Genomic DNA, 25,647 nt, shown 5'->3' on the forward strand with positions numbered 1-25,647 from the left:
AAGGATGAGCATGCGAGTATTGGTGGTCGGTTCCAACGGGTTCATCGGGTCGAACCTTGTACGCCGCCTTCGGGACGACGGAAATGAGACCATTGCCATGGTCAGGCCTGGAGGGAACCTATATCGACTTCAAGCACAGGGCATCCAGGATCACGTTGAGTGCGATATCATGGACCTCTCCAGCATCAGCAAGGTGCTGAGGGAGGAACACCCTGACATGGTGGTGCATCTGGCGACCAGGTATGTGGTTCAGCACCGTCCAGAGGAGGTGGCAGAGATCACCATGACCAATGTCGGGGGCACCATCAACCTCTTGGAGGCCGTGAGAGCACAGGGCGACATCGGCCTTATCAATACCAGCAGCTGCTTCGTCTACTCCCCGAAAGTGTCACCGTTGTTGGAGTCAGATCCACTGGACCCATTCAACCTTTATGCCTTGACAAAGCTGCAGGCGGAGGAGGCTTGCCGCTTCTATTCCAGCCACTATGGGTTAGGTATAGTCAACCTCCGTTTGTTCCCTCCCTATGGTCCGGGCGATAATGTCAGGAAGATGATCCCCAGCTTCATAAGGTCGATTCAAGCGGGGGCACCTCCCTCGATGACCAGGGGAGAACAGAGGTGGGACTACATCTTCATAGATGATGTCATTAACGCTTATGTAAAGGTCCTCGAGGGTTTTGAGGAACTATCGAGAAAGGGCTTCGAGAGTTATAATATCGGGACTGGAGATACCACATCAGTGCGATCGATCGGTGAGATGATATTGGAACTGATGGGTTCGAAGATCGAACCACTGTGGGGGGCCCTGCCGGAGCGGTCAAGGGAGCTAACTTACCTATGCTCAAACATAGATAAGGTTAAAAAGGCGATCGGCTGGGCACCACGCACGACTTTACGGGAGGGGTTGATCTCTACGATCGATGATCTCAAGAGAGAGGCAGGGGGCTGATACTCATGGCTGAGATAGCGGGAGTGGAGGTTAAGCAGTTAAGACGTATACCAGATGAAAGAGGGACGATCTTCCACATGCTGCGCAGTGACGACCCCCTCTTTGAGGCGTTCGGAGAGATATACTTCTCCACAGTCTATCCCGGAGTGATAAAGGGATGGCATCGCCATAAAAAGATGATACTGAACTATGCTGTCGTCTCCGGGAACATCAAGCTAGTTCTGTACGACGATAGGCCCGGCTCGACGACCGAGGGCAATGTGATGCAACTCTTTATCGGGGATAACAATTACTCGCTCGTGAAGATACCTCCCATGATATGGAACGGGTTCAAGGGCGTGGGCACGAACATGGCCATCGTGGCCAACTGCTCCTCGATCCCCCATGATCCCTCTGAGATCGAGCGCATGGACCCCTTCTCGGAGACGGTACCGTACCAGTGGGACCTGAAGCATGGTTGATATGACGATCCAAGGGATGACAACATGAAGGTAGTAATACTGGCTGGAGGCATGGGTACCCGTCTGAGCGAAGAAACGGTCATCAAACCCAAGCCGATGGTGGAGATTGGGAGCATGCCGATCCTCTGGCACATCATGAAGATCTATTCCTCCTATGGTTATACCGACTTTATCATATGCCTCGGTTACAAGGGGTATATGATAAAGGAGTTCTTTTCTAATTACATGCTGCACATGTCCGATGTGACCTTTGACCTCCGCAACCGCACCATGGAAGTGTCCAGGGATGAGGTGGAGCCCTGGAGGGTCTCCTTGGTGGATACCGGAGAGGATACCATGACCGGGGGCCGGATAAAAAGGGTGGAGCATATGGTGGGCGATGGGACCTTCCTATTGACCTACGGTGATGGTGTGGCGGACATAGACATCACTAAATTGACCGACTTTCACAGGTCCAAGGGCAAACTGGCCACGGTCACAGCGGTGCGGCCACCGGGACGTTTCGGAGCGCTGGAGATCGGAGAGGGAGATATCGTTAAGAACTTCCATGAGAAACCGTTGGGGGACCGCAGCTACATCAATGGCGGCTTCTTCGTGTTGGAACCCGAGGTCTTTGACACCATAAAGGGTGATGCGACCATATGGGAGCGTGAACCCCTGGAATCATTGGCAAAGGACGGACAACTGGCATGCTACAAGCATGATGGGTTCTGGTATGCCATGGACACTATGAGGGAGAAGAACCAGCTGGAAAAGCTCTGGTCTGGCGGGGTTGCACCATGGAAGAAATGGTAGACGATAGCCCACTGGCCATTTTCGATGGCAGGACCGTTCTGGTCACCGGGCATACTGGATTCAAAGGCACCTGGTTGTCCCTTTGGCTGAAGATGCTGGGGGCAAGGGTTGTGGGTCTATCCCTCGCTCCCCCCCAGGGAGAACCATCTATGTTCGAGAGCGTCCGTCTGGAGGGTAAGATAACCAACATAATAGGGGACATCTGCGATCGAGAGATGGTCCGAGAGATCATTCACGAGCACCGCCCTTCAATCGTGATCCACATGGCAGCACAGACCCTGGTGAACCGTTCGTACAGGGAGCCGAGGGAGACGTTCGACACCAATGTGCTGGGCACGATCAATATTCTTGAAGCCATCCGTATGGAGGGTGGCGTTAAGGCCTGCACCGTGGTCACCAGCGACAAATGCTATAGCAACGACGGTCGGGACCGGGCTTACGTTGAAGAGGACTGCCTCGGGGGCAAGGACCCGTACAGCGCCAGCAAGGCAGCGGCGGAGATAGTGACCGCATCTTACCGCTGGTCGTATTTCTCTACTCCGGATAACGCCATGGCCTTGTCCACGGCAAGGGCAGGAAACGTCATCGGAGGAGGGGATTGGGCAGAGGACCGCATCGTGCCCGACATTGTTCGAGGCCTCCTCACTGGGAAGTCCATTCCTGTCCGCAATCCCGCCTCTGTCAGGCCCTGGCAGCATGTGCTGGAGCCTCTGAACGGATACCTCATGTTGACGGCCAAGATGTTTCTGGAGAACGAGACCTTCTCAGGCCCCTGGAACTTTGGACCGGACCACCGCAACTGCACCGTCCAGGACCTCGTGGAGAGGTTCATCAAATCATGGGGTGAAGGTTCCTGGGTTTATTCTGGCAAGGCCTCGGACAGGCAGAAGGAAGCGCGAACGCTCCGATTGGACAGCACCAAGGCCAAGAGAGGTCTGGGCTGGCGGCCCCAACTGCTCCTCGATCAGGCGGTTGACCTGACCGTGGATTGGTACAAGGCCGACACATCAGAAAGCTACGACATGGGCGAGTTCTCGGAGCAGCAGATCAGAGAATATTCCTCCATGTCCACCACTGAGAGCAGGGAGTAGGACCATGGATGAGCTTCCCTTTGACCCCTTGGTCAATCATAACGCCGACACCACTGCTGCGGCGCAGGAGCTTCGCAGCTCCATCCTAGAGCTGGTAGGAAGATACTTCGATAGCGTGAACGGTGGCCGTAGGTTCGAGCCCGGGAAGACCTACCTCCCGGCGGCCCAGAAGGTCCTTGACGCCGATGATATCCGATCCCTGGTCTCGGCCAGCTTGGATTCTTGGCTGACAACGGGACGCTTCAACGATGAGTTCGAAAGGCGCTTGGCGGAAGCTGTGGGCGCCAGGCACGCCCGAACGGTCAACTCCGGTTCCTCCGCAAATCTACTGGCAATATCGTGTCTGACCTCCCCGGCGTTGAAGGAGAGGAGATTGCAGAAGGGCGATGAGGTGATCACGGTCGCGGCCGGATTCCCCACCACTGTTAACCCCATAGTCCAGAACGGCCTGGTCCCTTCCTTTGTGGACGTGGGACTGCCGAGCTACAACATCGACACCGAAGCTATGGAGGACGCTATCTCGGAAAGGACCAGGGCGGTGATGGTCGCCCATACTCTGGGGAACCCGTTCGACGTGACGAAGGTTAAGAGCATTTGCAGGAAGCATTCCCTGTGGCTTATCGAGGACTGCTGCGATGCTCTCGGATCGCGTTTCGAAGGACACCCCGTAGGCTCGTACGGGGACATCGGGACCTTCAGTTTCTACCCTGCCCACCACATCACCATGGGCGAGGGGGGTGCCGTGTCCACGACCAACGACCAGTTGGCCGTCCTGCTGGAGTCGTTCCGGGACTGGGGCCGGGATTGCCGCTGCCCTCCCGGTAGGGAGAACGTCTGCGGGAACAGGTTCGGCCACAAGTTCGCGAGCCTCCCCGAGGGATACGATCATAAGTATGTCTACTCCCACCTGGGTTACAATCTTAAGATAACGGATATGCAGGCGGCCATCGGTCTCTCCCAGTTAGGGAAGCTACCGGAGTTCGTGAAGAGGAGGAAAGAGAACTTTTCTAGAATGAGGGATGCTCTCTTCGATCTAGAGGAGGACATTATTCTGCCTGAGGCCACCCCCGGCAGCGAACCTTCCTGGTTCGGTTTCCCTATTACCGTAAAGGACACAGGGGGCAAGGGGGCCAAGAGGCACACCCTGATCGAGCACCTGGATAGGAAGAGAGTGGGGACCCGCCTTCTATTTGCGGGCAACATGACCAAGCAGCCATGCATGGAGGGGGTAGTGCACCGTGTTCATGGAAACCTAATCAATACCGACAGGATAATGTACGACACCTTCTGGATCGGTGTCCATCCCGGTCTTACGGATGAGATGGTGGACTATATGGCGGAGGCCTTGAAAGGGTTTTTCCGCTGACCTCACTCCCAGCCAGAGGAGGCTGAAGTAGGCTAATAGACCAACCAATCAGCTTCTTTAATTAGGGAGCGTTATACGCCGCATGGCCTTCGCGCGCCCACAGGTCGCCTTCCTCATCCTTAATTGGAACAAGTGGGAGATCACCGTAGAGTGCCTGGAGTCGGTTATCCAGAACAGGTTCCGTGATTATGAGGTGGTCCTCGTCGAGAACGGCTCCAAGAACGACTCTTTTGAAAAGATCCTCTCATATTGCAGGGGAGAATTGGAGACCAGCTCGCCGTTCTTCAAATACAGCAATGACTCCAAGCCCCTGCCGGTTCGGACCGTGAAGATAAAAGAGGACGGGAGCTTCCAGATAGAAGAGGGTCATGGGCCTATGCGTGAAGGTCCAGGGCTGACGTTGATCAAGGTCGAGGAGAACCAGGGATATGCCGAGGGCAACAACATTGGCATCAGGTTCATCTCCCAGCACGTAGACCCTCAGTATGTACTGTTCATGAACAATGATGTGGTGGTCGATCCCGACTTCCTATCGCCATTAGTGGATAGGATGAAGGCCACAGAGGATGTGGCCATGGCTGCGCCGAAGATCAAGTACTACGAACTAAACGGCTCAAGCAACATAATCAATTGCGCAGGGTGCTTCTTAGATATGGCCAGGGTTCGTTCGCAGAGGCGGGGGAGGGACGAGGAGGACCGTGGACAATATGACATCGAAGGAATGGTGGATTTTGCGGACGGGGCCTGCTTCCTCATGAGGATGTCAGTGCTCAATGTCACTGGTGGCTTCGATAGGTCCTTCTTCACGTACTGGGAGGAAACGGACCTCAGCATACGCACGACGCGACTCGGTCACAAGATCATCTATGTACCCAGATCGGTAGTGTGGCATCGTGAGACGTACAGCATCGTGACCGAAAGCAAGGAGTATTATATGGTCAGGAACAGGTACAAGTTCATACGCAAGAACGGGACTCGTTGGCAGGCCAACAGGTTCATGGCCTATCACCTACTCGTACTTCTGGTCCCGACAGTGTTGGTGTACGTGCGTGATGGTGAGACGCAAAGGGTGAGGCCCTTCCTGAAGGGCACTGTGGACGGTGTCCGCACGTTGATGGACCATAGCGAAGGTTAAGCATGGGAGCAGCCTATCCGATTGCCCCTAACTTGATATATCCCCTAACAGCTGGCCCAATAAACCAATATTGGAAGGTTAATAAGTGGTGGTCTAAAGATGATAACCATGATCGCCCTGGGTCCGGTCGAGTCGAACTCGAACGGCTACAGCATTCGTATCGGGCACCTCATGGACTCCCTGCTGAGGCATGATGAGGTCACCCTCATCGAGTTCAATATCGCTGAACCCCGGGGCGGGGGAGAGACCAGATACCATAGGATAGAGTATGATGCGGTCTACCGGGAACACCGTATCGGGGACCTTCTCAACAGGACCATAACCTTCAATCCCTTGGGACAGCTCAAGATGCAGCTCGTGTGTTTGAGGGGGCTGTGGAGGAACAGGGACCTCATAAAGAAGAGCGACGTCGTGTTCATAGAGGGAGCGCTGTTCCCCTTTGCTATCGTCCTATGCAAGCTTTTGGGAAAGAAGGTCGTCATGGACACCCACTGCGTCAACCTCAAGCTGGCCATGGACTTCAAGGGACATAATCGGACCGCCTATCTTCTCCGCCGAATTGCCTGGGGCCCCCTGGAGTATTTCGCATATCGTTTGTGTGATGTGATCGTTTTCGTATCGGAAGAGGAGGTGGGGTTCTCTGAATCCACCCTGCGCATGGATAGGCGAAAGGCCTTGGTGATCCCTAATGTTCTGGACATTCCTCCTCTGTCAGTGACTGACGGTGAGCTCGAGGAGTTCAGGGATAAGTACGGGCTCAAGGGCCGAACGGTCGCCACGTTCGTGGGGGACCTGACCTCCGTCCAGAACAAAGATTGTGTCAATTTCATCGTTGACGAGCTAGCGGACCGGGTGAGGGATGTTCGCGAGGACATCCGTTTCCTCATAGTGGGCAAGGGGGCTGACGCCTTCCCCGACCCGCCAGTGAACATGGTGTTCACGGGATATGTGGACAAGATAGATCCAGTGATAGCAGTGACGGACATCTTCGTCGCCCCCATGAGAGTAGGTGCAGGCACCAAGACCAAGGTTCTGTTGTTCATGGGATACTCCAAGCCGATACTGACCACTGATGTTGGGATCGAGGGCATCGACGCCCAGGGCAGGGAGGACGTGATGGTCCGGGACCTCTCAGGCTTTCCCGAGGCCCTTCGTACCTTCCGGCAGCGTGAGGGCCAGAATATCTCTCAGAGATGCTGCATGAATGCATCTCAGGCATATTCCCCCGAGGTAATGCGGTCCAAGGTCGACGAGCTATTGATCAACCTAAAAAAACAATGAGAGGGGCTCTGTCCATATGGGAATGAGGAATGTGATCTGGACATGGTTGGAGGAGAGGCGGTACATTTTTGCCGCTGCGATCCTCATTTCCCTGGCCCTGACCTGCATCATATTCTTGTCGTTCCTCCTGAAGGCCGGAGTGGTCAATACCGGCGATCTGACCTGGCCATACTTCAACGAACCCGGCCTGACCGGCCTGTATCTTGACAACACCCAATCGGGCCTCATCCCCAGCCAGATGCTGGTGTATTCCTGGCTGTTCTATCTCCCCCTGGATACCGCCATCCAGGAGCGGCTCCTGTTGATGGGAGTATTCTTCCTAATGGGTGTTTCCTGCTACTACGCCACTTTCAGGATACTGCAGCAGGAGGGGGCCGAAAAGAAACTGGCCTATGTGGTGGCAGGGGCCGCCACCGTAGCTTATGTGGTCAATCCCCTGAACTTCTACTACTTGGTCGACCTGTTCCTCCTCATCGGCTTCGCATTGGTCCCTGCCCTGATCTACGTAGTGCTACGGTTCCTGAGGTCAGAGGGTTCCATCAAGGACATCGTGGTCCACGGGGTACTGACAGGAATCATAATGACCGCCTCCTCCGGGGACCCCAGATGGCCGATCTGGAACCTTTTCCTGATCATGATCATCCTTTTAGTGTACCTGGTCTTGGGACGATTCAAGGGCTTGTCCAAGAGCGTGGGATTCCTCATCATCACTGGCATCTGCTTCACTGCCCTGAGCGCCTTCTGGATTGTGCCAACGCTAGCGGCATCGGGCCACTCCACCCTCCTTACCCGTTCGAACCTATCCATCAACTTCTACTACGTTCTGAACAAGTACGCGACGCTGGACAATACCATCATTCTTCAATCAGATTTCTGGACGCCTTCCCGCGAGCTGTTCCTGATCAGCGATACGTTTCTGAACAGCATCTGGAAGACCGCGCAGATGGTCCTGCCGGCCTTAGCTTTCATTTCGATCCTGTTCTTCAGGCGGAATCGCACCGTGATATCACTGCTCATCATATCCTTGATCGTCATATTGCTGGCCTCCGCCCCATTGTCCCCCCTCCAATTTTTAAAGGACGCTTATCAGTCACTGGTGTTCGAGGCTCCCTTCGGCATCGCCTTCCGTACCTCATACAAGTGGCTGCTCATCCTGGTATACCCATATGTACTCCTGGCATCGTTCACCATCCTTGGCCTCTCCAGACTGCCGTCCAAGTTCAACTTGAAGGTGCCAAGGTTACGCCTGGACGGCCGGAGGCTGACCAAGGTGGTCGCGGGGTCGTTGGTAACGCTCCTGGTAGCCTCCAGCCTCATCGCGGCATGGCCCCTGGTCACTGGGGATTGCAGGGGGGTGATCGCACCGGAGGAGCTTGCTAGCGACTATGTTGAGGCCTTTGACCTCATTCAGGACGCTTCCGGCGGCGACCTCGGCTTCAAGATACTCTATCTGCCTACCAACCCATACATGGGGTTCGAGGCACCGGGCTTGGCCGACTCCCCCTACCTTCATTACATAATAACGAACCTTGAGAGCGGAAACGTGACCACTGCAGGAGGGCTGCTGGCCCCCTTGGGGGTGAAGTACATCATCCTGGACAAATTCGATTATTCCAAGGATGTCATGGAATCGTCATTGAGGAACCAGACCGATCTCATGATCCGTTTGGACGGGGAGCGGCTCCTGGTCCTTGAGAACGGGGAGTTCGGCGACCTGTTCCGTTTATCAGACCTGGCCTTGAGCTTCGACGGTATCGAGGGCGGGGCAGCACTGGCAGCCTGGGATGGCTGGGTCCAGACGGACCAAGGTTTCCTGGACCTCGAGGAAGTCTACGACCAGGCCCCATATCTGCTGATGGGTTCCGGTTATCCTTACAATCTGATTGCCTCCAGATCTATCACATCATCTCCTTTCAAGTACGTGCCCTACTACGGGGACCAGTCCTGGACCTGCCTGGTGGCGTACAACCCGTCGAACTACGAATGGTACCAGGCCTTGAAGACCATGGGCCTGGAGAATTGGGACCTGGACTACGGCGAGGGGCTGGCGTACACCAATGTTAGCTTGACCTATCCCCGAGACCTGCCCATATCCGACACCGCTTTGGTCAAGCAGTTCGACCTTTCGAACAGGTCCACGGTCCAGGAGTTCATCGATAACAACTACATGGAGCAGTTCGGTGCCCGGATGACCTATACTCCGGAGCTGAGCTACATGAAGGTGAAGCTCCTCGACTCCACCGACGGGTGGAAGACCATCTGCTCACCCCTGGTGAACGTCTCCTATGGTCAAACATACGCCATCAAAATGAACATGGCCTCCGATAACGGCTTCGAGATTCACATCAAGGTCGCCGAGTACGATGAGAACGGCACCCTCCTCTCGTTCAAGCCCATGACGGGACTGGGGAGTGGTAAGATCCCCTGGGGCACGGTGCCGATGAGCTATGTGTGCAATAACACCGAGGTGAAGAAGATCAGCATCCAGATATGGCACGGTTCCAGTCCCACCACGCCACTGCCTAACGCCATATCGATAGCGGACATCTCCATTTATGACACCAGCAAGCTGCTCATCTCTCCCCGCCTGGATGGCAAGATCGAGGTGGCGTCAGGGGGTGAATATCTCCTTAATGTGAGAACGTTGAGCAGCCCCCAGGGTGGTAACCTGACCGTGGTAATCGACGGGACCACAGTGAGATTGGAGACCAAAGGTAAAGGAACCGTCATGAAATGGTTCAACTGTGGGACGATGAACCTGTCCGCGGGAACCCATGAAGTGTCTGTATTGAACACGGACGGCCTGAACGCAGTGAACCTCATCTCCCTCATAGATGTAGGCGAGTACAACTCCCTTCTGGAGAGATATAACTCCCAGCTTTCAGAGAAGGCCCTGGTCTATGTTCTGGACAACGGCGTGAGGACTGGCGCCACCGAGCTCGTGATGAACAACGACACCTCGAAAGGACCCTTAGGCCAATACCTGGCGATGGACACTGAGATCGAAGTGTTCGTGGATGGCTACTATCGCTTCTATGTCCAGAGTAACAGCAACGTTTCATTGTGGCTCGATGGTAGTGAGGTGGAGAGCCTGAACGCCCCAACCCACTACGTGACGGTCTATCTGGAAGTAGGAGCCCATAACATTACATTTCTGGCAGAGGACCCGTCTAACTCTTCAGGCGAGGTTCTCCTGTTCTCCGCCAATGCCGGCGATACCATCGCCTCGCTAAACGAGTTCGGTAGCACGTTGGGAGGTATCTCGTCAATGGAGAAGGAGAGCGCTTCATCTTACGATCTGAGATTGTCCACCACCGGGCCGTCCTTTCTTATTTTCAACAACGCCTTCGATTCAGCTTGGTCAGTGACGCCAGAGGGAGGGGAGACGGTCTCCTCGTTCCCGGTCAACACCGCTATGAACGGCTTCATAATGGAGGGAAGCGGCAACATATCGCTCTCCCTGTCATACTCCCTTGACAGGCATTACATTCTGGGGATGACCATCTCCCTCATCGCACTCGTTACCATCATCGCCGGTGCCATAATCTATTACTCTGGTGCGGGGACAAGGTTGATCATAAAAGTTCGAGGCAAGCGGAACGGAAGAGGTCAATAGGCGCTTTACCACTGATGTCTCAGTGTCGTTCTAAACCCCCTTACCCGGGTATTTTCTCTGCCCCCTCCACCCCTTCCAGAGGAATAGGCCTGGAACCAGTAGGGCCGTGCCTATCACAGCTATCGGGATCCCGGAAGCAAGCCATGATTGTGGTTTGTACTCGACGGTGACGTCGGCATCCCCTGAGACGTTGATGATGAAGCCGTTGAGATATCCCCCCACCGGTCGGGATACCACCTCCTGGCCTTCGAAGGAAAGCGCCCAATCCCCATCATAAACGGTCCCTGTTACCACTAGTATCTCTCCGTCCCCGTTCAAGCGAACCCGGTAGTGGGTAGGGTCGGAAGTGTCTACAGAGGTAACGTTGACACTATCGGTGCCATCATCGAAAATCCCGGACAGCTCTGAGGCGTTCGCGGAGTGCAACCATAGGGAGTCGAAGATGGCATTCGCACCTCCAGTGTTCCTGACCGCCACCAGGTGCTCTCCGGTGGTCAGATTTACAGTGCCGACATAGGTGCCGTCGAGGAAGTCGCCGTTCGCCTGGAATGGCGTCCCATCTATCAGCACCTGAATATCGCCATCGCCCACGGCCACCATCCTCAGGACCCTCCCGTCCAGGACGTTCATTGTGCCCGTGACCTCCTGGCCAGGCGATAGGGAAACGGCCGATCCTTGGCTGTATCGCCCGCTGTAATGCAGGTTTACTTCAGGATCACCCCCCATGTTCCTCCCCGCTTCCATTACGTACACGTTCTCCGAGGAGGACAGGATCGAGCTTGCCGACGAGAGAGCCGTGTCCCATCCGACCCCATCATTGATCATGATCAGATTCACCGCATTGAATCCGCCGATGTTCCTCAATGACAGAATGTGCTCTCCTGCAGCCATGTGAACGTCTTCCAGCGTGGACCAACGGAATCGGTTGAGGGAGGAGCCAGCGTCGATGGTGGCCACCTCCTCACCGTCCAGGGCTAGAACGAACGAGCCCCCCTGGACGTTCTCCAGGTACCGCGTGGATATCAAGTAGTTACCCTCCGAAGGCACCTTCACGGATAGGTCCAACACCGAACCCGCATCGGTGCTGTTGGCCCACGTCAAGACCAGGCCTCGCCCATAGTCAAGGTCCCATCCCTCGATCCCCATCTGCAGTAGGTAATCCCTCCAGTTGGCATGCAGCCGGTCCAGGGTGGAGGCCTTTGACCACATGCTGTCGGGATCGTGATGGTCGGTGCTGTCGAAGGGAGAGATCACTTGACCTTTGCCTTCCAGAAGCACCAGGTCCTCGGTCTGCGCGTTGGATATCAGCAACGTCCCGGTGGAGAATGACGATCCTTTTTCCTGCTGGGGGAACAGGATCCCTGTACGAACGGGATCGAAACCATCGACCCAATTCAGGGCGCGAAGATCGTCAAGGCTGCCCAGGACGGTCACCTTGTTCTCGGTGGCATAGGCTCTCACCGCCTCCCCCATCACCTCGTACACATGAAGTGCCCCATCATCGCGAACAAGGGTCATGTCCTTCTGCCAGGCCAGGGATGATCTCATATCCTGGGTCAGGTCCAGCAAGGAGGGTATGTCGTCCCTCAGGACGAGGTACTTCACGCCCGCTGTGGACAGGTACCGCCCGAAGTGATCGGTCTTGTTCTCAGCGAGGGTCTGGCTCAGGAAGGACCGGTAATATGCTCCATAAAGCGAGGTACCCCCGATGTCCGGTTTTCCAGAGTACATGTTATCGAGGTTGGCGACCATCTTTGTGGTCCAGTTCGTGGCGAGACCGGTCGAGGTGGGCAGCCACAGGACATTGAAATCCCCTTCCAGACTAGCCAACCAATCATTGGTGTCCAGGTATTCGGACGGTATCTCCACTGGAGCATATATGTCATTGAGGTAACCGTTGACACTGGGTCCCGCGTAAACGGCGAAGCAAGAGAGCACCATGGCCACCACAACCCCCGCGGCCACGGCCTCGTTACGCATCTCTGAGCCTAATTTCCACTTACCCTTGAGGCGATCGGTGAGGCCAAGGATGGTCAGCACCATCAGCATGGAATAGATCAGGAACAAGGGACCGGACCACTTGTCCGGGTCCCTCAAGACCCATCCCAGAAAACCAAATGGAGAATCGAACGTGAGCCACACGTAGATGCCACCCAGCGGCCAGTTGGTGCCCAGGGATAGAAAAGTGAAGATCAACGCCATTCCCACAAGAAAGAGCGTGAGTCGGTCCCGCCGGAAGACCAGGGCAGCGTAGGCAACGACCGGCACCACCAGGCTTACGATCTCCCACACGATCTCCAGGCCCCCATGGGCCACTATGTCCACCCTAGGCCACCAGTAACCCACCCCCCTGATCACATTAAATGGATCGGAATTGAAGCTGAGCATGTCCAGTACCTCAACGGTGAGGACGCTGGAAGGTCCGCCGGCACCTTCCAGGATGGAGAGGATGTAAGGGACTATCCAGTACATGCTGCTGACAAGGAACACCAGGGTCAGGAGGGACAGCGACTTGAGGGACGACGCTCGCTGCTCCCAGGTGGAACGCCCAACCACATGATAGGCGAAGGCTCCTGCGATCAGGATACCTAAGAACAAGGTATAATGGACCGATGTCGATCCCACCGTCCACAGCAGGCCTGTGAGCACCAGCGTCTTTACGTCATGGTCACCGAGCCCTTTCATGGCCCCGATGAAGATGATAGGGGCCAGCGCGTATCCTGTCCACAGGAAGTAATGTTCGATGCGGTTCATCGACCAAGGATTGAACATGTAGACGACGGAGACACACACAGCGGCTAAGACCAAGGCCACGTCCCCCATTCCTGGCCATGCCTTTCTGCCAATCCATAAGGCGGCCACGTATGAGGCCAGGCCTGCGACGGTCAGGGTGCCCAAGATCATCATCTTGATGAAGGTCTCAGTAGGAACCCCGATGATCATGGCCAGGTTGATGGGTATGCCAAAACCCAGCAGCCGGTCGGTCTTGTCCAGGTTTGAATATTGGCCATACTCTGTCCACATCGGATAAAGCTCAAAACGATCCAGTTCCCTAGGTGTGTTGAAGTCCCCGTACATGATGGTTCCGGGCGAGAGTATTATGTTAGATCCTACGAAGCAGACCAGCAAGACAATTAGGGCTGCTCCCAGTAGCACGACCCTATATTTCAGAAGGAACGCTTTGAACCGTCTAGGAATTCCCGAGATATCTAACCAGTTCATTCTGAGCGAGGAGGATATATCCGATTCAGTCATAAACCTCTTCTTCACAGCGTTGTGGAGGACAGAAGGATGCCCTGCCCTCTTAGCTCCTATCTCTTAGGACGACCGAAGGCATAACCTAGCTTGTACGGGACACCTTTCAGTACCAACAGCAGATTCGCCTTAAGGGACCTCATAGGTTCCTGAGGATCGAACCGGCGAAAATGTTCCTTCGAGCCCACCAGTTCCTGGTAGCAGTCCGTATCGTGCATCCGGCGAACATCCATGCCGTACTTGTAGTTCTTCTTCCACAGCTCCCTCAGGTCCTTAGGTTCACGATGCCAGATACCTTCCTTGACCAGACCGATGCGGTTGGAGTACTTTGAGGCCTCGTAGAAAATTATCGCGTCCTCATAGGCATGTATATCTGACATGCACTCCGGTAGGATGTTGGCGAAGGCCTTGCCCAAGATATCGCTGCGGTAGAAGCGAGGGCACATCACTCCGCTGATGGCATCGATGTAAGATTCCATGTTCTTATGCAGAAGGTAACGGTCCGCATCGAACAGGCGTTCCAGCCAGGAAGTGGGAGCATATGATCTCTCCTCAAGGCACAGCATGTCGTACCTGTCCGCCAACTGGACGCATCGCTCGATGGTGGTCCGTTCTAGGACCTGATCGGAGTCCATCAGGAGGTGAAAATCACCAGGACGGGCCTGGAAACCTTCTTTCCTCGCCCCCAGGACCTTGCCCTGGTACTGAATGACATCATCCGTGAACTCCCTGGCTATATCGGCCGTTCCATCCTTCGAAAAACTGTCGACGACGGTTATCTCTATATCTTGATAAGACTGGTCACGTACTGATTCCAGTGCAACCCGCAATGTATTGGCGGAGTTCAGTGTTGGAATGGTTACGCTGACCAACATAGCTTACGTCCTGGCAACGAAAGCCTCCTATAATAAAAGACTTTGCCAATGTCGTAGAACCAACTGCTGGTGGCCTGTCACGAACTGCTTTGTGGCCATTGTTGAACTATCTAATTGTGAGCGATATGCCTCCAGAGGTCTGGACCTCCCTGAAGTAGAAAAATATTAAATGCCGTCACAATCTGTAGACATTATGGGATGGCAGCCCCGTATCGCTTCTTTGCGGACATACGTCCGCGATCTGAACTGGCGGCGGCACTTGGCGTTCGCTATCGTCCTGACCGCGTTGACCGCGGTCCTCTTCTTCGGATATCTCTCAGGTCCCCTCCCCACCGGTACCGACTCCGAGGGGCTGGTCATGACCTGGGACATGGGCCTGTCTTCCGGTGGTCTGTTCTCTAGCTGGGAACCATACTCCGCTCTAGGATTTCAGAACGACCCCATACCACTTCCATCGGCCATGTTCACATTGGCCTCTTGGATGGGTCTGTCGGCCTCTGACATGTGCAAGATCATAATGGCAGGCTCCTTCTGGCTTGCGGGCGCAGCCATGTACCTATGCGCACTGAGGATCTCCAGGAGCTACCTGGGGTCAGGGGTCGCAGCCATTGTTTTCTGCTTCAATCAGGTGTTTCTGTCACAGATCCTTGAAGGACACTACTTCTTTGCCATAGGTTTCGCCCTGTTGCCTATCGCGTTCCTTACATTGTACCTGGCTATAGTGGAGGAGAATCGCCGGGCAGTTCTCGCGCTACCTATCGTCTTTTTCACTTACGGCGGCAGCTCCGCTCCCCACATGATACTCATCCTCAGCATATTCATCGTGGTGATGTCAGCCCTCTATTTCATCCAGGACCGGACGCGGCTGCACCGCACCGTGTATCCATTGATCGCACTGGTCCTGCTGGTGATCCCAACCGCCCTTTCCCGCTTCTCCTCAGGCACGGGCATCCTTAACGCGTCCTACCGTCTCAGCGAAGCCCAGTTCTGGAGCTATCGAGACATCTTCTCCGCCCTGGCCCTCCGGTCCACGGAAAATTCGCACATGCGTGGTGGAACGGTCCAGAGCTGGGTCATCGTTGACGGTATGGACGACGTAATGATGATCATTTCCTTAGCGATCCCCATCCTGGCCGTATTGTCCTTGTATTTCAAGGAGCATCGCCAGCTTAAACTAGCCCTTGCGGGAACGGGGCTGGTGATGCTGTTCTTCGCCCTGGGTCCGAACCAGCTTCTGTCCGGGGCGTTCGTCTGGATGTTCCAGAACGTCCCTCTGTTAGATAGCATCAGGGTCTTCTCCCGCTTCGGCATGTTCTTAGGCCTGGTGTACGCTATTTTGTTGGCCCTCCTGATCGCGGACCTTCAGAAACGTCCCTCGGTGAATCTGAGCATCCCCCGATTGCCCAGCCTTCGTGTGCGGCAATCAGATAAGCTAGTGGCCGCTACCGCTGTCATGGTCGTGCTGGTGTCGTCCTCTTCGGTCTTCATCCAAGGGCCGTCATCCTTCACCCTTCCCAATTCCTACGCTGAACCCTTCGAGCTCATATCGACCATCGATGGCGACTACCGTATCCTCACCCTTCCTTACGGGGACGTCTACTACGATACATCGCTGGGCAAGTATGATGGGTACCCTCTGACCCTGACCAACGACCCCGGCTCCTACAGCCAGATAGTGACCGGCAAGGAGGTGGCCTACGGAGATCACAGCGAGGACTACTGGTCTGTGTGGGGAGCAATGATGTCCGAGCACAGGTATGGATACCGTTATCTGCCCATTCTCTTGGGGGACACCGCCAGTGTCCGCTACGTGGTGGCACAGGTGCACTCTCCTGCAGGCGAGCTGAGCGACTTCAGGAACATGACCGGCCTCAGCGAATACGCGGTCCTTGCCGGAAAATCCACCGTCATGGTCAATGAACATTATGATGGTAGAGCACATACCGCCAACTCCTTGACCCTGACCACCGGTGGAAGGGCCGACATCTTGACCGCGATTGCAGGCGGTGTCGTCAACCTCACGGATACAGATCTGGTATTGCTCGGGCAGATCGATGACAGCGCCGTACTTAACGCTCTCTGGGCCACCTCGCCCCATATCATAGTTCAGGAGGGCGATCTCCTGCAGCTTCTCGTCGAGAACGGTGCCTTTAACGAGGGCCAGCTTGTACATCTTGGTGAGTATGCGGAAGATACCTTGGACGACAGCAGCAGGTATTGGATCACCTCTTCCGATACCGTGAGGGACGGGTCATCGCTCCATGACAGTGCATACACCGATGGTCAAAATGTCATGGAGGCCCCATTGACGGCAGGTGGAGCTGGCAGCTACGATGTCTACCTGAGGCATAGGACCGGTCCTGGGTCAGGAAACCTCTCGGTGACCGTTGACGGTCAGGGTGCGGTCGCAGTACCTACCTACTCGCCCTTGTCCAGGGAGATCTGGACCAAGGTAGATACGTATGGTTTGAGCTCTTCTAAAATAACAGTTAAACTATCCTGCGACGGCTCCGGATGGTGCAGTGTGAGCGACATGCTCGTCGTGCCATCAGGGAATGTGGATGAGAAAACATCGGAGATCTCCGAACTGTTGGAGAACAGCTCCAGTTCGGTAACCTTTGTCTATGGGCCGGATGACCTGGCCATGGGGGTACAGGATTGGGGTTTGATGGAAGGCATGGAGGGTTGGGGCCTATCCTACAATGGTTCAGAGGACCCTTCCTTGGCAGTGAACGCGCTGATCCCTTTCGACGGCCTCTGGAGGATAACCCTGAGGACCATGAACGCCTCCACCGCTCCTTCGGCCATGATCGAGGGCGTTCCTATCGACGCCACCGACCTGGGGGACGGCTCTTTCGCCTTTGAGGTCAACCTCATAAAAGGGCTAAAGACCATCGAGCTGAGAACATCCAGTGCGTACTCCGTGACCATCGGGAGCGACGGCCGCGATACCGGGGACGATCTGGCGGAAGCGGTCGTGACATATGAGAGAAAGAGCCCATGGAGCTACGTGGTCAATGTGAGCACGACCTCTCCCACCTTCCTGAAGCTGTCTGAAAGCTTCAGTGATCAGTGGACCGCACACAATGGTTCGGAGGCACTTCTCCACTATCAGTCCGGCTCCCAGGTCAACGGTTATTATTTGCCTTCAGCAGGTAACTACTCCATTACCATCGACTACGACTGGCAGGAGAGATACCAGACGAATCAGGTGGTCTTCATAGCCGCCACCTTAACAGCGACGGTAGTGCTGGCCGCGGCCTTATGGTGGAAAAAGGGACGGAACAATGCCCGTCAGTAATATTTACATCAACAGACCTGACACCCAGGATGGCATCGGTCTCCGTCGGGGTTTGCGCGTACAATGAGGAGAAGAACATCCTAAGCTCCCTTCGTTCGCTCATGGGGCAGAGGGAGGAAGGCTTCTCCTTGAAGGACATCGTCGTCGTGTCCAGCGGCAGCACCGATCGCACTGATGATATGGTCTTAGAGGTCAGCCGGTCCGATGAGCGCATCCGGCTGCTGAGGCAGGAAAGGAGGGAGGGCAAGAACTCTGCCGTCAATCTCTTCCTCTCCCAGGCTCAAGGGGACGTTTGTGTCCTGGTGAACGCTGACAACACTCTGGAGCCGGACTCCCTAACCAAACTCCTCGCGCCTTTCAGCGACCTCACCGTGGGGATGGCTGGTGGAAGGCCAGTACCCACCAATGACAAGGGCACGGTGTCAGGGTTCGCCGTCCACATGCTCTGGGACATGCACCACCGCCTTTCGCTTCTGTATCCCAAGGTCGGCGAGCTGGTGGCCTTCCGGAATCTGGGCATCACCCTGCCGACGACGATGCAGTCAGATGAGGACATCATGCGGATGGAGCTGGAGAAGAAGGGGCTGCGGACGGTGTACGTACCCGAGGCCATCGTGCATAACAAGGGCCCCACGACCGTCCGCGACTTCCTCAAGCAGCGGACCAGGGTGAACATCGGGGAGCAGTACATGAAGCGCATCTACGACTATGATATTCCCACTTGGAACCCCAGGTGGCTTTTCCAGTCTTACTTGGGCTTCCTCAGGGACAACAGCCGGGAGCTCCCGCGGACCATTGCCGCAATGAGCCTGGAGGCCTATGCCCGGATCTATGCCATGCTGTACGTGAAGATGGACCGTGGTGACAAGGCGGTGTGGAGCCAGGTCAGCTCAACCAAGGACGTGGGGAAGTGAGCTCTACTCCTTCAGTATGGCGTCCACCGCGTCGTTGAAGTCGAAGCCCCCCTTCACTTTGAAGGTCCGGCAGCCCGCAACCCGCCCCATGGTCACATCGTGGTCCCCGTCCCCTATCACAAAAGAGGAGCGAAGATCTATGTTCAGGTCCCTGACCGCCCTCTCCAGCATCCCCGTGGCAGGCTTGCGGCAGGAGCAACCCTCTTCCGGGCGGTGGGGGCAATAGTATATGGCATCCAAATGTGCCCCGTCCACGTTCAGGTCAGCCTTCAACTTCTCATGGATAGCATCAAGAGAGGCCACATCGAAGTAGCCGCGGCCCACCCCTGATTGATTGGTGACCAGGACCACCAGGAATCCCGCATCGTTCAGCCTCCTGATGGAATGACCGACCCCGGGTAACAGGTGCAGATCCTCTGGTCGGGAGCAATAGGGCACGTCCTTGGCGATGGTGTCATCGCGGTCTACAAATACCGCCTTGTGTCCGAACATTCCCTTCTCCACCAGGCCACAGATGATGTGACCGGCGCACATGTACGCCTCCTGGATGCGCGGCGTGCTCTGCGTAGGTATGGTCAACGCGAGGTCCACCATATCCTTTATCGTACCACCCGGCCCGGTGAATCCGACCGTGAAGGCACCCAGTTCCCTCGCCCGTTCCAGGGCCAGGACGACGTTCCTAGATGTCCCGCTGGTGCTGAGGCCTACAGCCACATCCCCTTTGCGGATGCATGCCTCCAGCTGGCGCACGAACACCCGCTCGTAACCGTAATCGTTACCTATGGCGGAGATGGAGGACAGAGAGGTCAGGGCCATTCCATCAAGGGCCGGGCGTTCCATCAGGTACCTTCCTGAAAGCTCGGCGGCCAGGTGCATGGCGTCGGCCGCGCTTCCCCCGTTCCCGAAGAACACCACCTTGCACCCCTGTCTGAACGCGCAGATCATGGCCTGGGCGATTGCCTCTATCTGCTGAGGATCGACCGTACCGATCACGGAGGCGGATTCCTGAAGCTCATTCTCGATCAGCATGCTCATCGCAATATCTCCAGGTCTGCAAACCGTACTTGTCGAAGTTGTAATTGACGATATCCACACCCATCTTTGCTAGCTCGTTGGCCACGGTGTGCTTGCGGTCGTACTCACATATGAAGAACATGAACCCTCCTCCTCCCGCTCCAGAGATCTTCCCTCCCACGGCCCCGTTGGTCAGCGCGGTCTCGTATATCATGTCCAGACGGTCGTTGGATATTTTAGAGGTGAAGCGCTTCTTGTACTCCCAGGACTCGTTGAGCAGCTCTCCGATGAGCCGAATGTTCCCTCTTAATAGAGCGTCCTTGGTCTCCCGTGCAAGGCGCTTGGTGTTCTCCAATGCGTCCACCACCTGCTCGTCCCTTCCAACGTACCCGGCGGTCTGGCTCTGGATGATGTTGGAGGATGCACGGGTCTTCCCGGTGTTGCCCAGGAGCAGCTGGTAGTGCAGCTCGTTCAGGATGTCGGTCTTGACCCGCAAAGGAGTGACGATGTTCTGCTGGCCATTGAACTCCATGAAGTTGAAGCCCCCGAACACTGCCGCATACTGGTCCTGCTTTCCTCCCGCCAATCCCAGCTCCTTGCGCTCCAGCACGTAGGCGAGGTTGGCGATGTCGTACTGGGACAGGGGCTCGTTCAGCCACTCCGCCATAGCTCCGATTATTGATACGATGACGGTTGAGGAGGAACCCAGGCCGGACCCTGGAGGCGCCTCGCAGTGCAGGAACATATCGAAGCCCCGTGATACCTCGAAGTGGTTCAGAACCGCCTTTATGAGGTCGAGGTTGCCATCATAGGTGAACATATCGCCGTTGGCACGCCACTTCTCCACCACACCGTAGTCCAGTGACCGGATGGTTATCTCCCGATCGTCCCGCGGGGAGATGGTGCAGTACGCGAAGCGATCGATAGTGGAATTTAGGACCGCACCGCCACGCTCGTCACAGAAAGGTGGAACATCGGTCCCCCCACCAGCGAAGCTGATCCGCAACGGTGCCTTACTGCGTATCAGCTGCTTCCTGTCGCCCATCAAAACCTGATAAAGGAGGGAGGATTTATTTAATTGCCTTACTGGTCTGTCGACCCTGACGAAAGCCTCTGGATGCCTCCGGCATTAACGAAATGCAGCTGGACAAAGAGGTTAACGGTAATGTCTCACGATCGGATTAAATAGTTCATTACTGCGACCCCAAAAAAGGCGCAAGCCTAAACCTTCACTTTTTTTTTACAATAGGTGAACTTATTATCAATATCTGATAATGATCTTGTAAACCTCCAGTTCATTAGTTCTATAGTCTATTCTGGATAGAACAATTCAATAATAATTAACGAATAACGTAGCATGGGCCAGGATGTTGAAATTATCATTTTTGATATTAGAATTTACGATTATTGGGCTTCTTCATTCGATGAACATCTGTGCTTTTCCATTTTTAGAAATGTGCCCTAACAAACGATGTCATCTTTAATAGGGATAACAGAACATCGGAAAAAACATGTCGGACTCTACGGGCGGTACGCCCCCTTCCCCAATGAAAAAAAAGAGCAATAAAACAATGATGATAGCCCTTGCGGCCATCATTGTGGCCGTGGCGCTTATCGCTGTGGCTTTTGCTGGTGGTGTCTTTGACGCCAAAGAGCAAACGGCCTTGGAGAAGATAAAATCTCAGGGTAAGATCGTCATGGCCACCGAGGCCACGTTCATCCCCTTCGAATCCTATGACCCCTTGAACGGAACCTACCTGGGATTCGACATTGACCTTGCGAACAAGATCGCTGAGAATGTGTCTACTGAGCTTGGCGTGCCGATCACCCTTGAGGTACGTGATGTGGTCTTCAGCACAATACCTGCCAGCTTGGCCAGCAAGCAATATGACATGAGCCTATCGGGCATGACGATCACTGATGAGAGGAACCAGACCGTCTTGTTCAGCACTCCGTACTATATGGCCGAGGCAGGCTTTGGCATGCTTGTCCAGAATGGTACCAACACTCTCAACACAGTGGACGACCTGGTGAACGCAACCAGTATTGTTGTGAACACTGGAACGACCTCTGAACTATGGATCAAGGAAACATATACTGACACTGGCATTATTCCGGCCAGCAAGGTGAAGAGCCTGCCGACGATCGCAGGCTGTGTTCAGGACGTCACCATAGGCGCGTCTCAGGTGTTCATCATCGATAAGCCAACAGCAGAGGAGTATGCTGGGCAATCTGACGGAGCCCTCAAGGTTTCCGGGGTCATTCCCAGCTACGAGCCCTATGGTGTGGCTCTCAACAAGGAGTCCACCGACCTGAAGGCCATAATCGATGATGTCATCAACACCATGATCGCCAACGGGGAGATGGAGCAGCTGCGGATAAAGTGGGGTCTGAATTAAGGCCTCCCCCTCAAATCTTTTCCATATTTTATCATTTAGGCAGGTCACAATATGGATGTCAAGGAGCTTAAGGAGCAAATTAAAGCACATAAGTCAGTGTTGAGCAAGATCGCCCTTGTCGTCATCATCATCATTGCATTTTATGTAATGCTCCAGCAACCCGTGAATAATAACTACATCGGTGGAGGTGGCACCTTCGGATGGATCGATGCCGCTCAGACCACCGTCTTCATCAGCATAATTTCCATAGTGGTCGGGTTCAGCATAGGTATCGTCGTTGGCCTAGCTCGCATCTCCCGTAACATCATAATCAATGGGATCGCGACCGTTTATGTGGAGATCCTGAGAGGGACCCCTCTACTCATCCAGATATTCTTTATCTATTATTCTTTAACACCATTGATGGGTCTGGGTGGAGGTTTGGAGTCCGCTACGATATCTGCTATCCTCGCTCTCAGCATCAATAGCGGAGCATATCAAGCGGAGATCATAAGGGGTGGGATCCAATCGATCCCACGAGGACAGCTGGAAGCTGCAAGATCATCTGGCATGACCTATCTTCAAGCAATGCGTCATGTGATCTTGCCCCAGGCCTTCCGACTCATCATTCCTCCGATGACGAACGAATATGTTACGGTCATCAAGGACTCATCATTGGCCTATGCCATAGGCGTCATGGAGATCACATGGTTCAGCACAAGAGTAGTGGTATGGGATTTCGAACCCATCACAACCTATCTGTTCGTTGCTCTCATCTACTTCACCCTGACAACGTTCACATCCAATATCATGAGGTTCGTGGAGCAAAGGTTCAGAATACCCGGGTACATGGTAGGTGAGTGAACATGGCCATTCCGGTGATCGAAACCAAAGATTTAACAAAGAGCTTTGGAGATAACAAGGTCCTGAAAGGCATATCCATGAAGGTGATGCCTAAAGAGGTCATTGCCATCATCGGAGCATCAGGTAGTGGCAAGAGCACTCTGCTCCGGTGCATAAACCGCCTCAATGAACCAGACTCGGGCGACATCCTCTTCGAGGGGAACAGCATAATCGGCAAGGACATAGACATCGATATGGTCAGGTCCCAGATGACCATGGTCTTTCAGAGCTTCAACCTCTTCATGCACCTGACCGCAAGGAAGAACATCTCCTTGCCTTTGCGACAGGTGAAAAAGCTGAGCAAGGAGGAGGCCGATAAATTGGCCATGGAAGCCCTGGAAAAGGTCGGCCTTATCGAAAAGGCGGATGCCTACCCAGGGGAGATGTCCGGCGGGCAGCAGCAGCGTGTGGCGATCGCGCGTGCATTCGCAATGCACCCCAAGGTCCTGCTGTTCGACGAGCCCACGTCTGCCCTCGATCCCCAGCTCATCGGGGAGGTACTGGAGGTCATGAAGAAGCTGGCGGACATGGGCATGACCATGGTGGTGGTCACTCATGAGATAAGCTTCGCTAAGGATGTGGCGGACCACGTCATCTTCATCGATCAAGGTCTGATCCTTGAGGAAGGCCCACCAAAAGATATGCTCATAAACCCCAAGAACGAACGTACCAGACAATTCCTTAAGAGGGTTCTGCAGGAGGAGAATCTCCCTCCCCTCCCGCAGTAACCACGACCTATTCTTTTTAATAAACGGCGTTATGTAAGTCCCATTTGGAATGGGGAATAGATAAGATGACAGCGAACGCCACCAAGGTCTGGTTCGATGGAAAATTGTTAAACGAAGAAAAAGTGAAGGTCTCGATCCTGTCATACGGTCTTCATTACGGCTGGGGTGTGTACGAGGGCCTGAGGGTCTATGATACTCCCAGAGGGAGGGAGGTGTTCCGGCTTCGCGACCACATGGTCCGGTTCCTGAACTCGGCCAAGGTCCTGCGGCTGGACATTCCCTACTCCGTCGACCAGCTGTGCTCAGCCGTTAAGGCGGTGTGCCGCGCCAACGGCCCCCGGGCCGACTACATCCGTCCACTGGCCTTCTACGGCGAGAACGGTGATCTGTCATTGAGCGCCCTCAACGTCCCCACGCACGTGGCCATCATGACCATCCACATGGGCAAGTACATCAAGGGAGGCTCCGCCGGAGCATCTCTCATCACCTCGTCCTGGGAAAAGCCCACCAGCAGATCGACCTCCTTGACCGCCAAGATCTGCGGCAACTACGTGAACTCCATCATCGCCAAGAAGGAGGCCCTGCGGCAGGGCGCGGACGAAGCGCTGATGCTCAACCACAGCGGCCTGGTGGCCGAGGCGTCGGCGGAGAACGTGTTCATGGTCAGAAATGGTAATATTTACACACCCGGTGTGTCCGACGGCCTCCTAGAAGGGATAACCCGGGACTCGGTCATGATCATCGCCCGAGACCTTGGCTACCAGGTAGAGGAGAAAAGCATCACCAGGGCGGAGCTGTTGGTCGCGGACGAGGTGTTCATGACCGGCACCGCGGCGGAGATCCAGCCGGTACGGACTCTCGACGGCCTGCCCATTGGAAAGAACGTCCCCGGGCCTATCACCAAACGCATCCAGTCCGTTTTCTCCAAGGCGGTCAAGGGACAGGCGGAGCAATACTCTCACTGGATGGACCTCATTGATGAGATGCCGATCTAGTTGCATATTGAGTATAATCATCAAATAGGGAGAGCACCGTCGATGGTGCCGGTAACAGAATGGCATCGATGGTAGAGAATCTCCAGGAGGCCTTCGCGGGAGAGTCCAAGGCCAATCGACTGTACCTTGCCTTCGCCCAGAAGGCGGAGGAGGAAGGGTTCCCACAAGTGGCGAAGCTGTTCCGGGCGGTCGCGGAGGCCGAGACGATACACGCGCTTATGCACCTTTCCGTCCTTAAGGGCGTGAGGTCTACCGCGGACAACCTCCGGCACTCGATCGATGAGGAGAGGTACGAGCACACCTCAATGTATCCAGGATTCATTGAGCAGGCCAAGAAGGACGGCGACATCAACGCCCTGCGCTCCTTCACACTCGCGAACAACGTGGAGAAGGTCCACGAAAAGCTGTACCTTTCTGCGGTTCACAGCGTCAGTGCGAACATGGACATCCCGGCGAAGAGGCTGTACCTGTGCCCCGTCTGCGGAAACATCGAGGAGTATGCACCGGATCGCTGCCCGGTGTGCGGAGCCTCTGGTTCTTCCTTCAAGGAAGTCCTTTGAGGTCCTAGGTGGTATGGTAACAGGCCAACC

At 55.0% G+C, this 25,647-nt stretch carries 18 protein-coding genes and 1 pseudogene; 15 read left to right on the forward strand and 4 right to left on the reverse strand.

Features of this window, described 5'->3' with window-relative positions; all coding sequences use genetic code 11:
* Positions 1-10 precede the first annotated feature (10 nt).
* The 8 genes from GXX95_08840 (at position 11) to GXX95_08875 (ending at position 10,694) form a co-directional block, all read left to right on the forward strand.
* Complete coding sequence (locus GXX95_08840) at positions 11-949, forward strand: NAD(P)-dependent oxidoreductase (GenBank protein NLT38247.1); 939 nt, start codon at positions 11-13, stop codon at positions 947-949.
* A 5-nt stretch (positions 950-954) separates the two neighbouring features.
* On the forward strand, positions 955-1,410 hold the full coding sequence (locus tag GXX95_08845) for a dTDP-4-dehydrorhamnose 3,5-epimerase (GenBank protein NLT38248.1): 456 nt from the start codon (positions 955-957) through the stop codon (positions 1,408-1,410).
* A gap of 24 nt (positions 1,411-1,434) precedes the next feature.
* Complete coding sequence (gene rfbF / locus GXX95_08850; protein ID NLT38249.1) at positions 1,435-2,205, forward strand: glucose-1-phosphate cytidylyltransferase; 771 nt, start codon at positions 1,435-1,437, stop codon at positions 2,203-2,205.
* Positions 2,199-3,296, forward strand: coding sequence for a CDP-glucose 4,6-dehydratase (rfbG, locus tag GXX95_08855; protein ID NLT38250.1), 1,098 nt, complete (start codon positions 2,199-2,201; stop codon positions 3,294-3,296). Before rfbF ends, rfbG begins: the two co-directional genes overlap by 7 nt.
* A gap of 4 nt (positions 3,297-3,300) precedes the next feature.
* Entirely contained in the window at positions 3,301-4,662 is a 1,362-nt protein-coding gene (gene rfbH / locus GXX95_08860; GenBank protein ID NLT38251.1) for a lipopolysaccharide biosynthesis protein RfbH, read from the forward strand.
* Positions 4,663-4,744: 82 nt separating this feature from the next.
* The gene (locus GXX95_08865; protein NLT38252.1) at positions 4,745-5,797 is read left to right on the forward strand and encodes a glycosyltransferase family 2 protein; all 1,053 of its coding nucleotides are present in this window, start codon (positions 4,745-4,747) and stop codon (positions 5,795-5,797) included.
* Between the two features lie 99 nt (positions 5,798-5,896).
* Entirely contained in the window at positions 5,897-7,078 is a 1,182-nt protein-coding gene (locus GXX95_08870) for a glycosyltransferase family 4 protein (GenBank protein NLT38253.1), read from the forward strand.
* A 16-nt stretch (positions 7,079-7,094) separates the two neighbouring features.
* The gene (locus GXX95_08875; GenBank protein ID NLT38254.1) at positions 7,095-10,694 is read left to right on the forward strand and encodes a hypothetical protein; all 3,600 of its coding nucleotides are present in this window, start codon (positions 7,095-7,097) and stop codon (positions 10,692-10,694) included.
* Between the two features lie 30 nt (positions 10,695-10,724).
* Here the strand turns inward: GXX95_08875 and GXX95_08880 are convergent, their stop codons facing one another.
* Entirely contained in the window at positions 10,725-13,949 is a 3,225-nt protein-coding gene (locus GXX95_08880) for a hypothetical protein (GenBank protein ID NLT38255.1), read from the reverse strand.
* A gap of 56 nt (positions 13,950-14,005) precedes the next feature.
* Positions 14,006-14,824, reverse strand: a complete 819-nt coding sequence (locus GXX95_08885; GenBank protein NLT38256.1) for a glycosyltransferase — start codon at positions 14,822-14,824, stop codon at positions 14,006-14,008.
* A 193-nt stretch (positions 14,825-15,017) separates the two neighbouring features.
* On the opposite strand from GXX95_08885, the gene GXX95_08890 reads away from it, so the two are divergent.
* On the forward strand, positions 15,018-18,125 hold the full coding sequence (locus GXX95_08890) for a hypothetical protein (GenBank protein NLT38257.1): 3,108 nt from the start codon (positions 15,018-15,020) through the stop codon (positions 18,123-18,125).
* A 29-nt stretch (positions 18,126-18,154) separates the two neighbouring features.
* Entirely contained in the window at positions 18,155-19,039 is an 885-nt protein-coding gene (locus GXX95_08895; GenBank protein NLT38258.1) for a glycosyltransferase, read from the forward strand.
* Positions 19,040-19,525: 486 nt separating this feature from the next.
* Here GXX95_08895 and GXX95_08900 read toward each other — a convergent pair.
* Together GXX95_08900 and GXX95_08905 are read right to left on the reverse strand one after the other, a co-directional pair.
* Positions 19,526-20,074: pseudogene (locus tag GXX95_08900) on the reverse strand (SIS domain-containing protein).
* Complete coding sequence (locus GXX95_08905; protein ID NLT38259.1) at positions 20,052-21,059, reverse strand: GHMP kinase; 1,008 nt, start codon at positions 21,057-21,059, stop codon at positions 20,052-20,054. Before GXX95_08905 ends, GXX95_08900 begins: the two are co-directional and overlap by 23 nt.
* 565 nt (positions 21,060-21,624) lie before the next feature.
* On the opposite strand from GXX95_08905, the gene GXX95_08910 reads away from it, so the two are divergent.
* The 5 genes from GXX95_08910 to GXX95_08930 all read left to right on the forward strand — a co-directional run bounded on the left by GXX95_08910 (position 21,625) and on the right by GXX95_08930 (position 25,617).
* A complete protein-coding gene (locus GXX95_08910; protein NLT38260.1) occupies positions 21,625-22,452 on the forward strand; it encodes an amino acid ABC transporter substrate-binding protein in 828 nt (275 codons plus the stop codon).
* A 147-nt stretch (positions 22,453-22,599) separates the two neighbouring features.
* Positions 22,600-23,295: an amino acid ABC transporter permease gene (locus GXX95_08915; protein NLT38261.1), complete on the forward strand. Its 696-nt coding sequence runs from the start codon at positions 22,600-22,602 to the stop codon at positions 23,293-23,295.
* 14 nt (positions 23,296-23,309) lie between these two features.
* Positions 23,310-24,062: an amino acid ABC transporter ATP-binding protein gene (locus GXX95_08920; GenBank protein ID NLT38262.1), complete on the forward strand. Its 753-nt coding sequence runs from the start codon at positions 23,310-23,312 to the stop codon at positions 24,060-24,062.
* Positions 24,063-24,127: 65 nt separating this feature from the next.
* Positions 24,128-25,057: a branched-chain amino acid transaminase gene (locus tag GXX95_08925; GenBank protein ID NLT38263.1), complete on the forward strand. Its 930-nt coding sequence runs from the start codon at positions 24,128-24,130 to the stop codon at positions 25,055-25,057.
* 59 nt (positions 25,058-25,116) lie between these two features.
* Positions 25,117-25,617, forward strand: coding sequence for a rubrerythrin family protein (locus GXX95_08930; GenBank protein NLT38264.1), 501 nt, complete (start codon positions 25,117-25,119; stop codon positions 25,615-25,617).
* The last annotated feature ends 30 nt before the right edge of the window (positions 25,618-25,647 follow it).

Source organism: Methanomassiliicoccus sp., from assembly GCA_012719175.1.
GTDB lineage: Archaea > Thermoplasmatota > Thermoplasmata > Methanomassiliicoccales > Methanomassiliicoccaceae > UBA6.

Bases quoted from the DNA above. Each gene is read 5' to 3' on its own strand.
- GXX95_08840 (NLT38247.1), top strand. From the start codon at position 11: ATGCGAGTATTGGTGGTCGGTTCCAACGGGTTCATCGGGTCGAACCTT.
- GXX95_08845 (NLT38248.1), top strand. From the start codon at position 955: ATGGCTGAGATAGCGGGAGTGGAGGTTAAGCAGTTAAGACGTATACCA.
- rfbF (NLT38249.1), top strand. From the start codon at position 1,435: ATGAAGGTAGTAATACTGGCTGGAGGCATGGGTACCCGTCTGAGCGAA.
- rfbG (NLT38250.1), top strand. From the start codon at position 2,199: ATGGTAGACGATAGCCCACTGGCCATTTTCGATGGCAGGACCGTTCTG.
- rfbH (NLT38251.1), top strand. From the start codon at position 3,301: ATGGATGAGCTTCCCTTTGACCCCTTGGTCAATCATAACGCCGACACC.
- GXX95_08865 (NLT38252.1), top strand. From the start codon at position 4,745: ATGGCCTTCGCGCGCCCACAGGTCGCCTTCCTCATCCTTAATTGGAAC.
- GXX95_08870 (NLT38253.1), top strand. From the start codon at position 5,897: ATGATAACCATGATCGCCCTGGGTCCGGTCGAGTCGAACTCGAACGGC.
- GXX95_08875 (NLT38254.1), top strand. From the start codon at position 7,095: ATGGGAATGAGGAATGTGATCTGGACATGGTTGGAGGAGAGGCGGTAC.
- GXX95_08880 (NLT38255.1), bottom strand. From the start codon at position 13,949: ATGACTGAATCGGATATATCCTCCTCGCTCAGAATGAACTGGTTAGAT.
- GXX95_08885 (NLT38256.1), bottom strand. From the start codon at position 14,824: ATGTTGGTCAGCGTAACCATTCCAACACTGAACTCCGCCAATACATTG.
- GXX95_08890 (NLT38257.1), top strand. From the start codon at position 15,018: ATGGGATGGCAGCCCCGTATCGCTTCTTTGCGGACATACGTCCGCGAT.
- GXX95_08895 (NLT38258.1), top strand. From the start codon at position 18,155: ATGGCATCGGTCTCCGTCGGGGTTTGCGCGTACAATGAGGAGAAGAAC.
- GXX95_08910 (NLT38260.1), top strand. From the start codon at position 21,625: ATGATGATAGCCCTTGCGGCCATCATTGTGGCCGTGGCGCTTATCGCT.
- GXX95_08915 (NLT38261.1), top strand. From the start codon at position 22,600: ATGCTCCAGCAACCCGTGAATAATAACTACATCGGTGGAGGTGGCACC.
- GXX95_08925 (NLT38263.1), top strand. From the start codon at position 24,128: ATGACAGCGAACGCCACCAAGGTCTGGTTCGATGGAAAATTGTTAAAC.
- GXX95_08930 (NLT38264.1), top strand. From the start codon at position 25,117: ATGGCATCGATGGTAGAGAATCTCCAGGAGGCCTTCGCGGGAGAGTCC.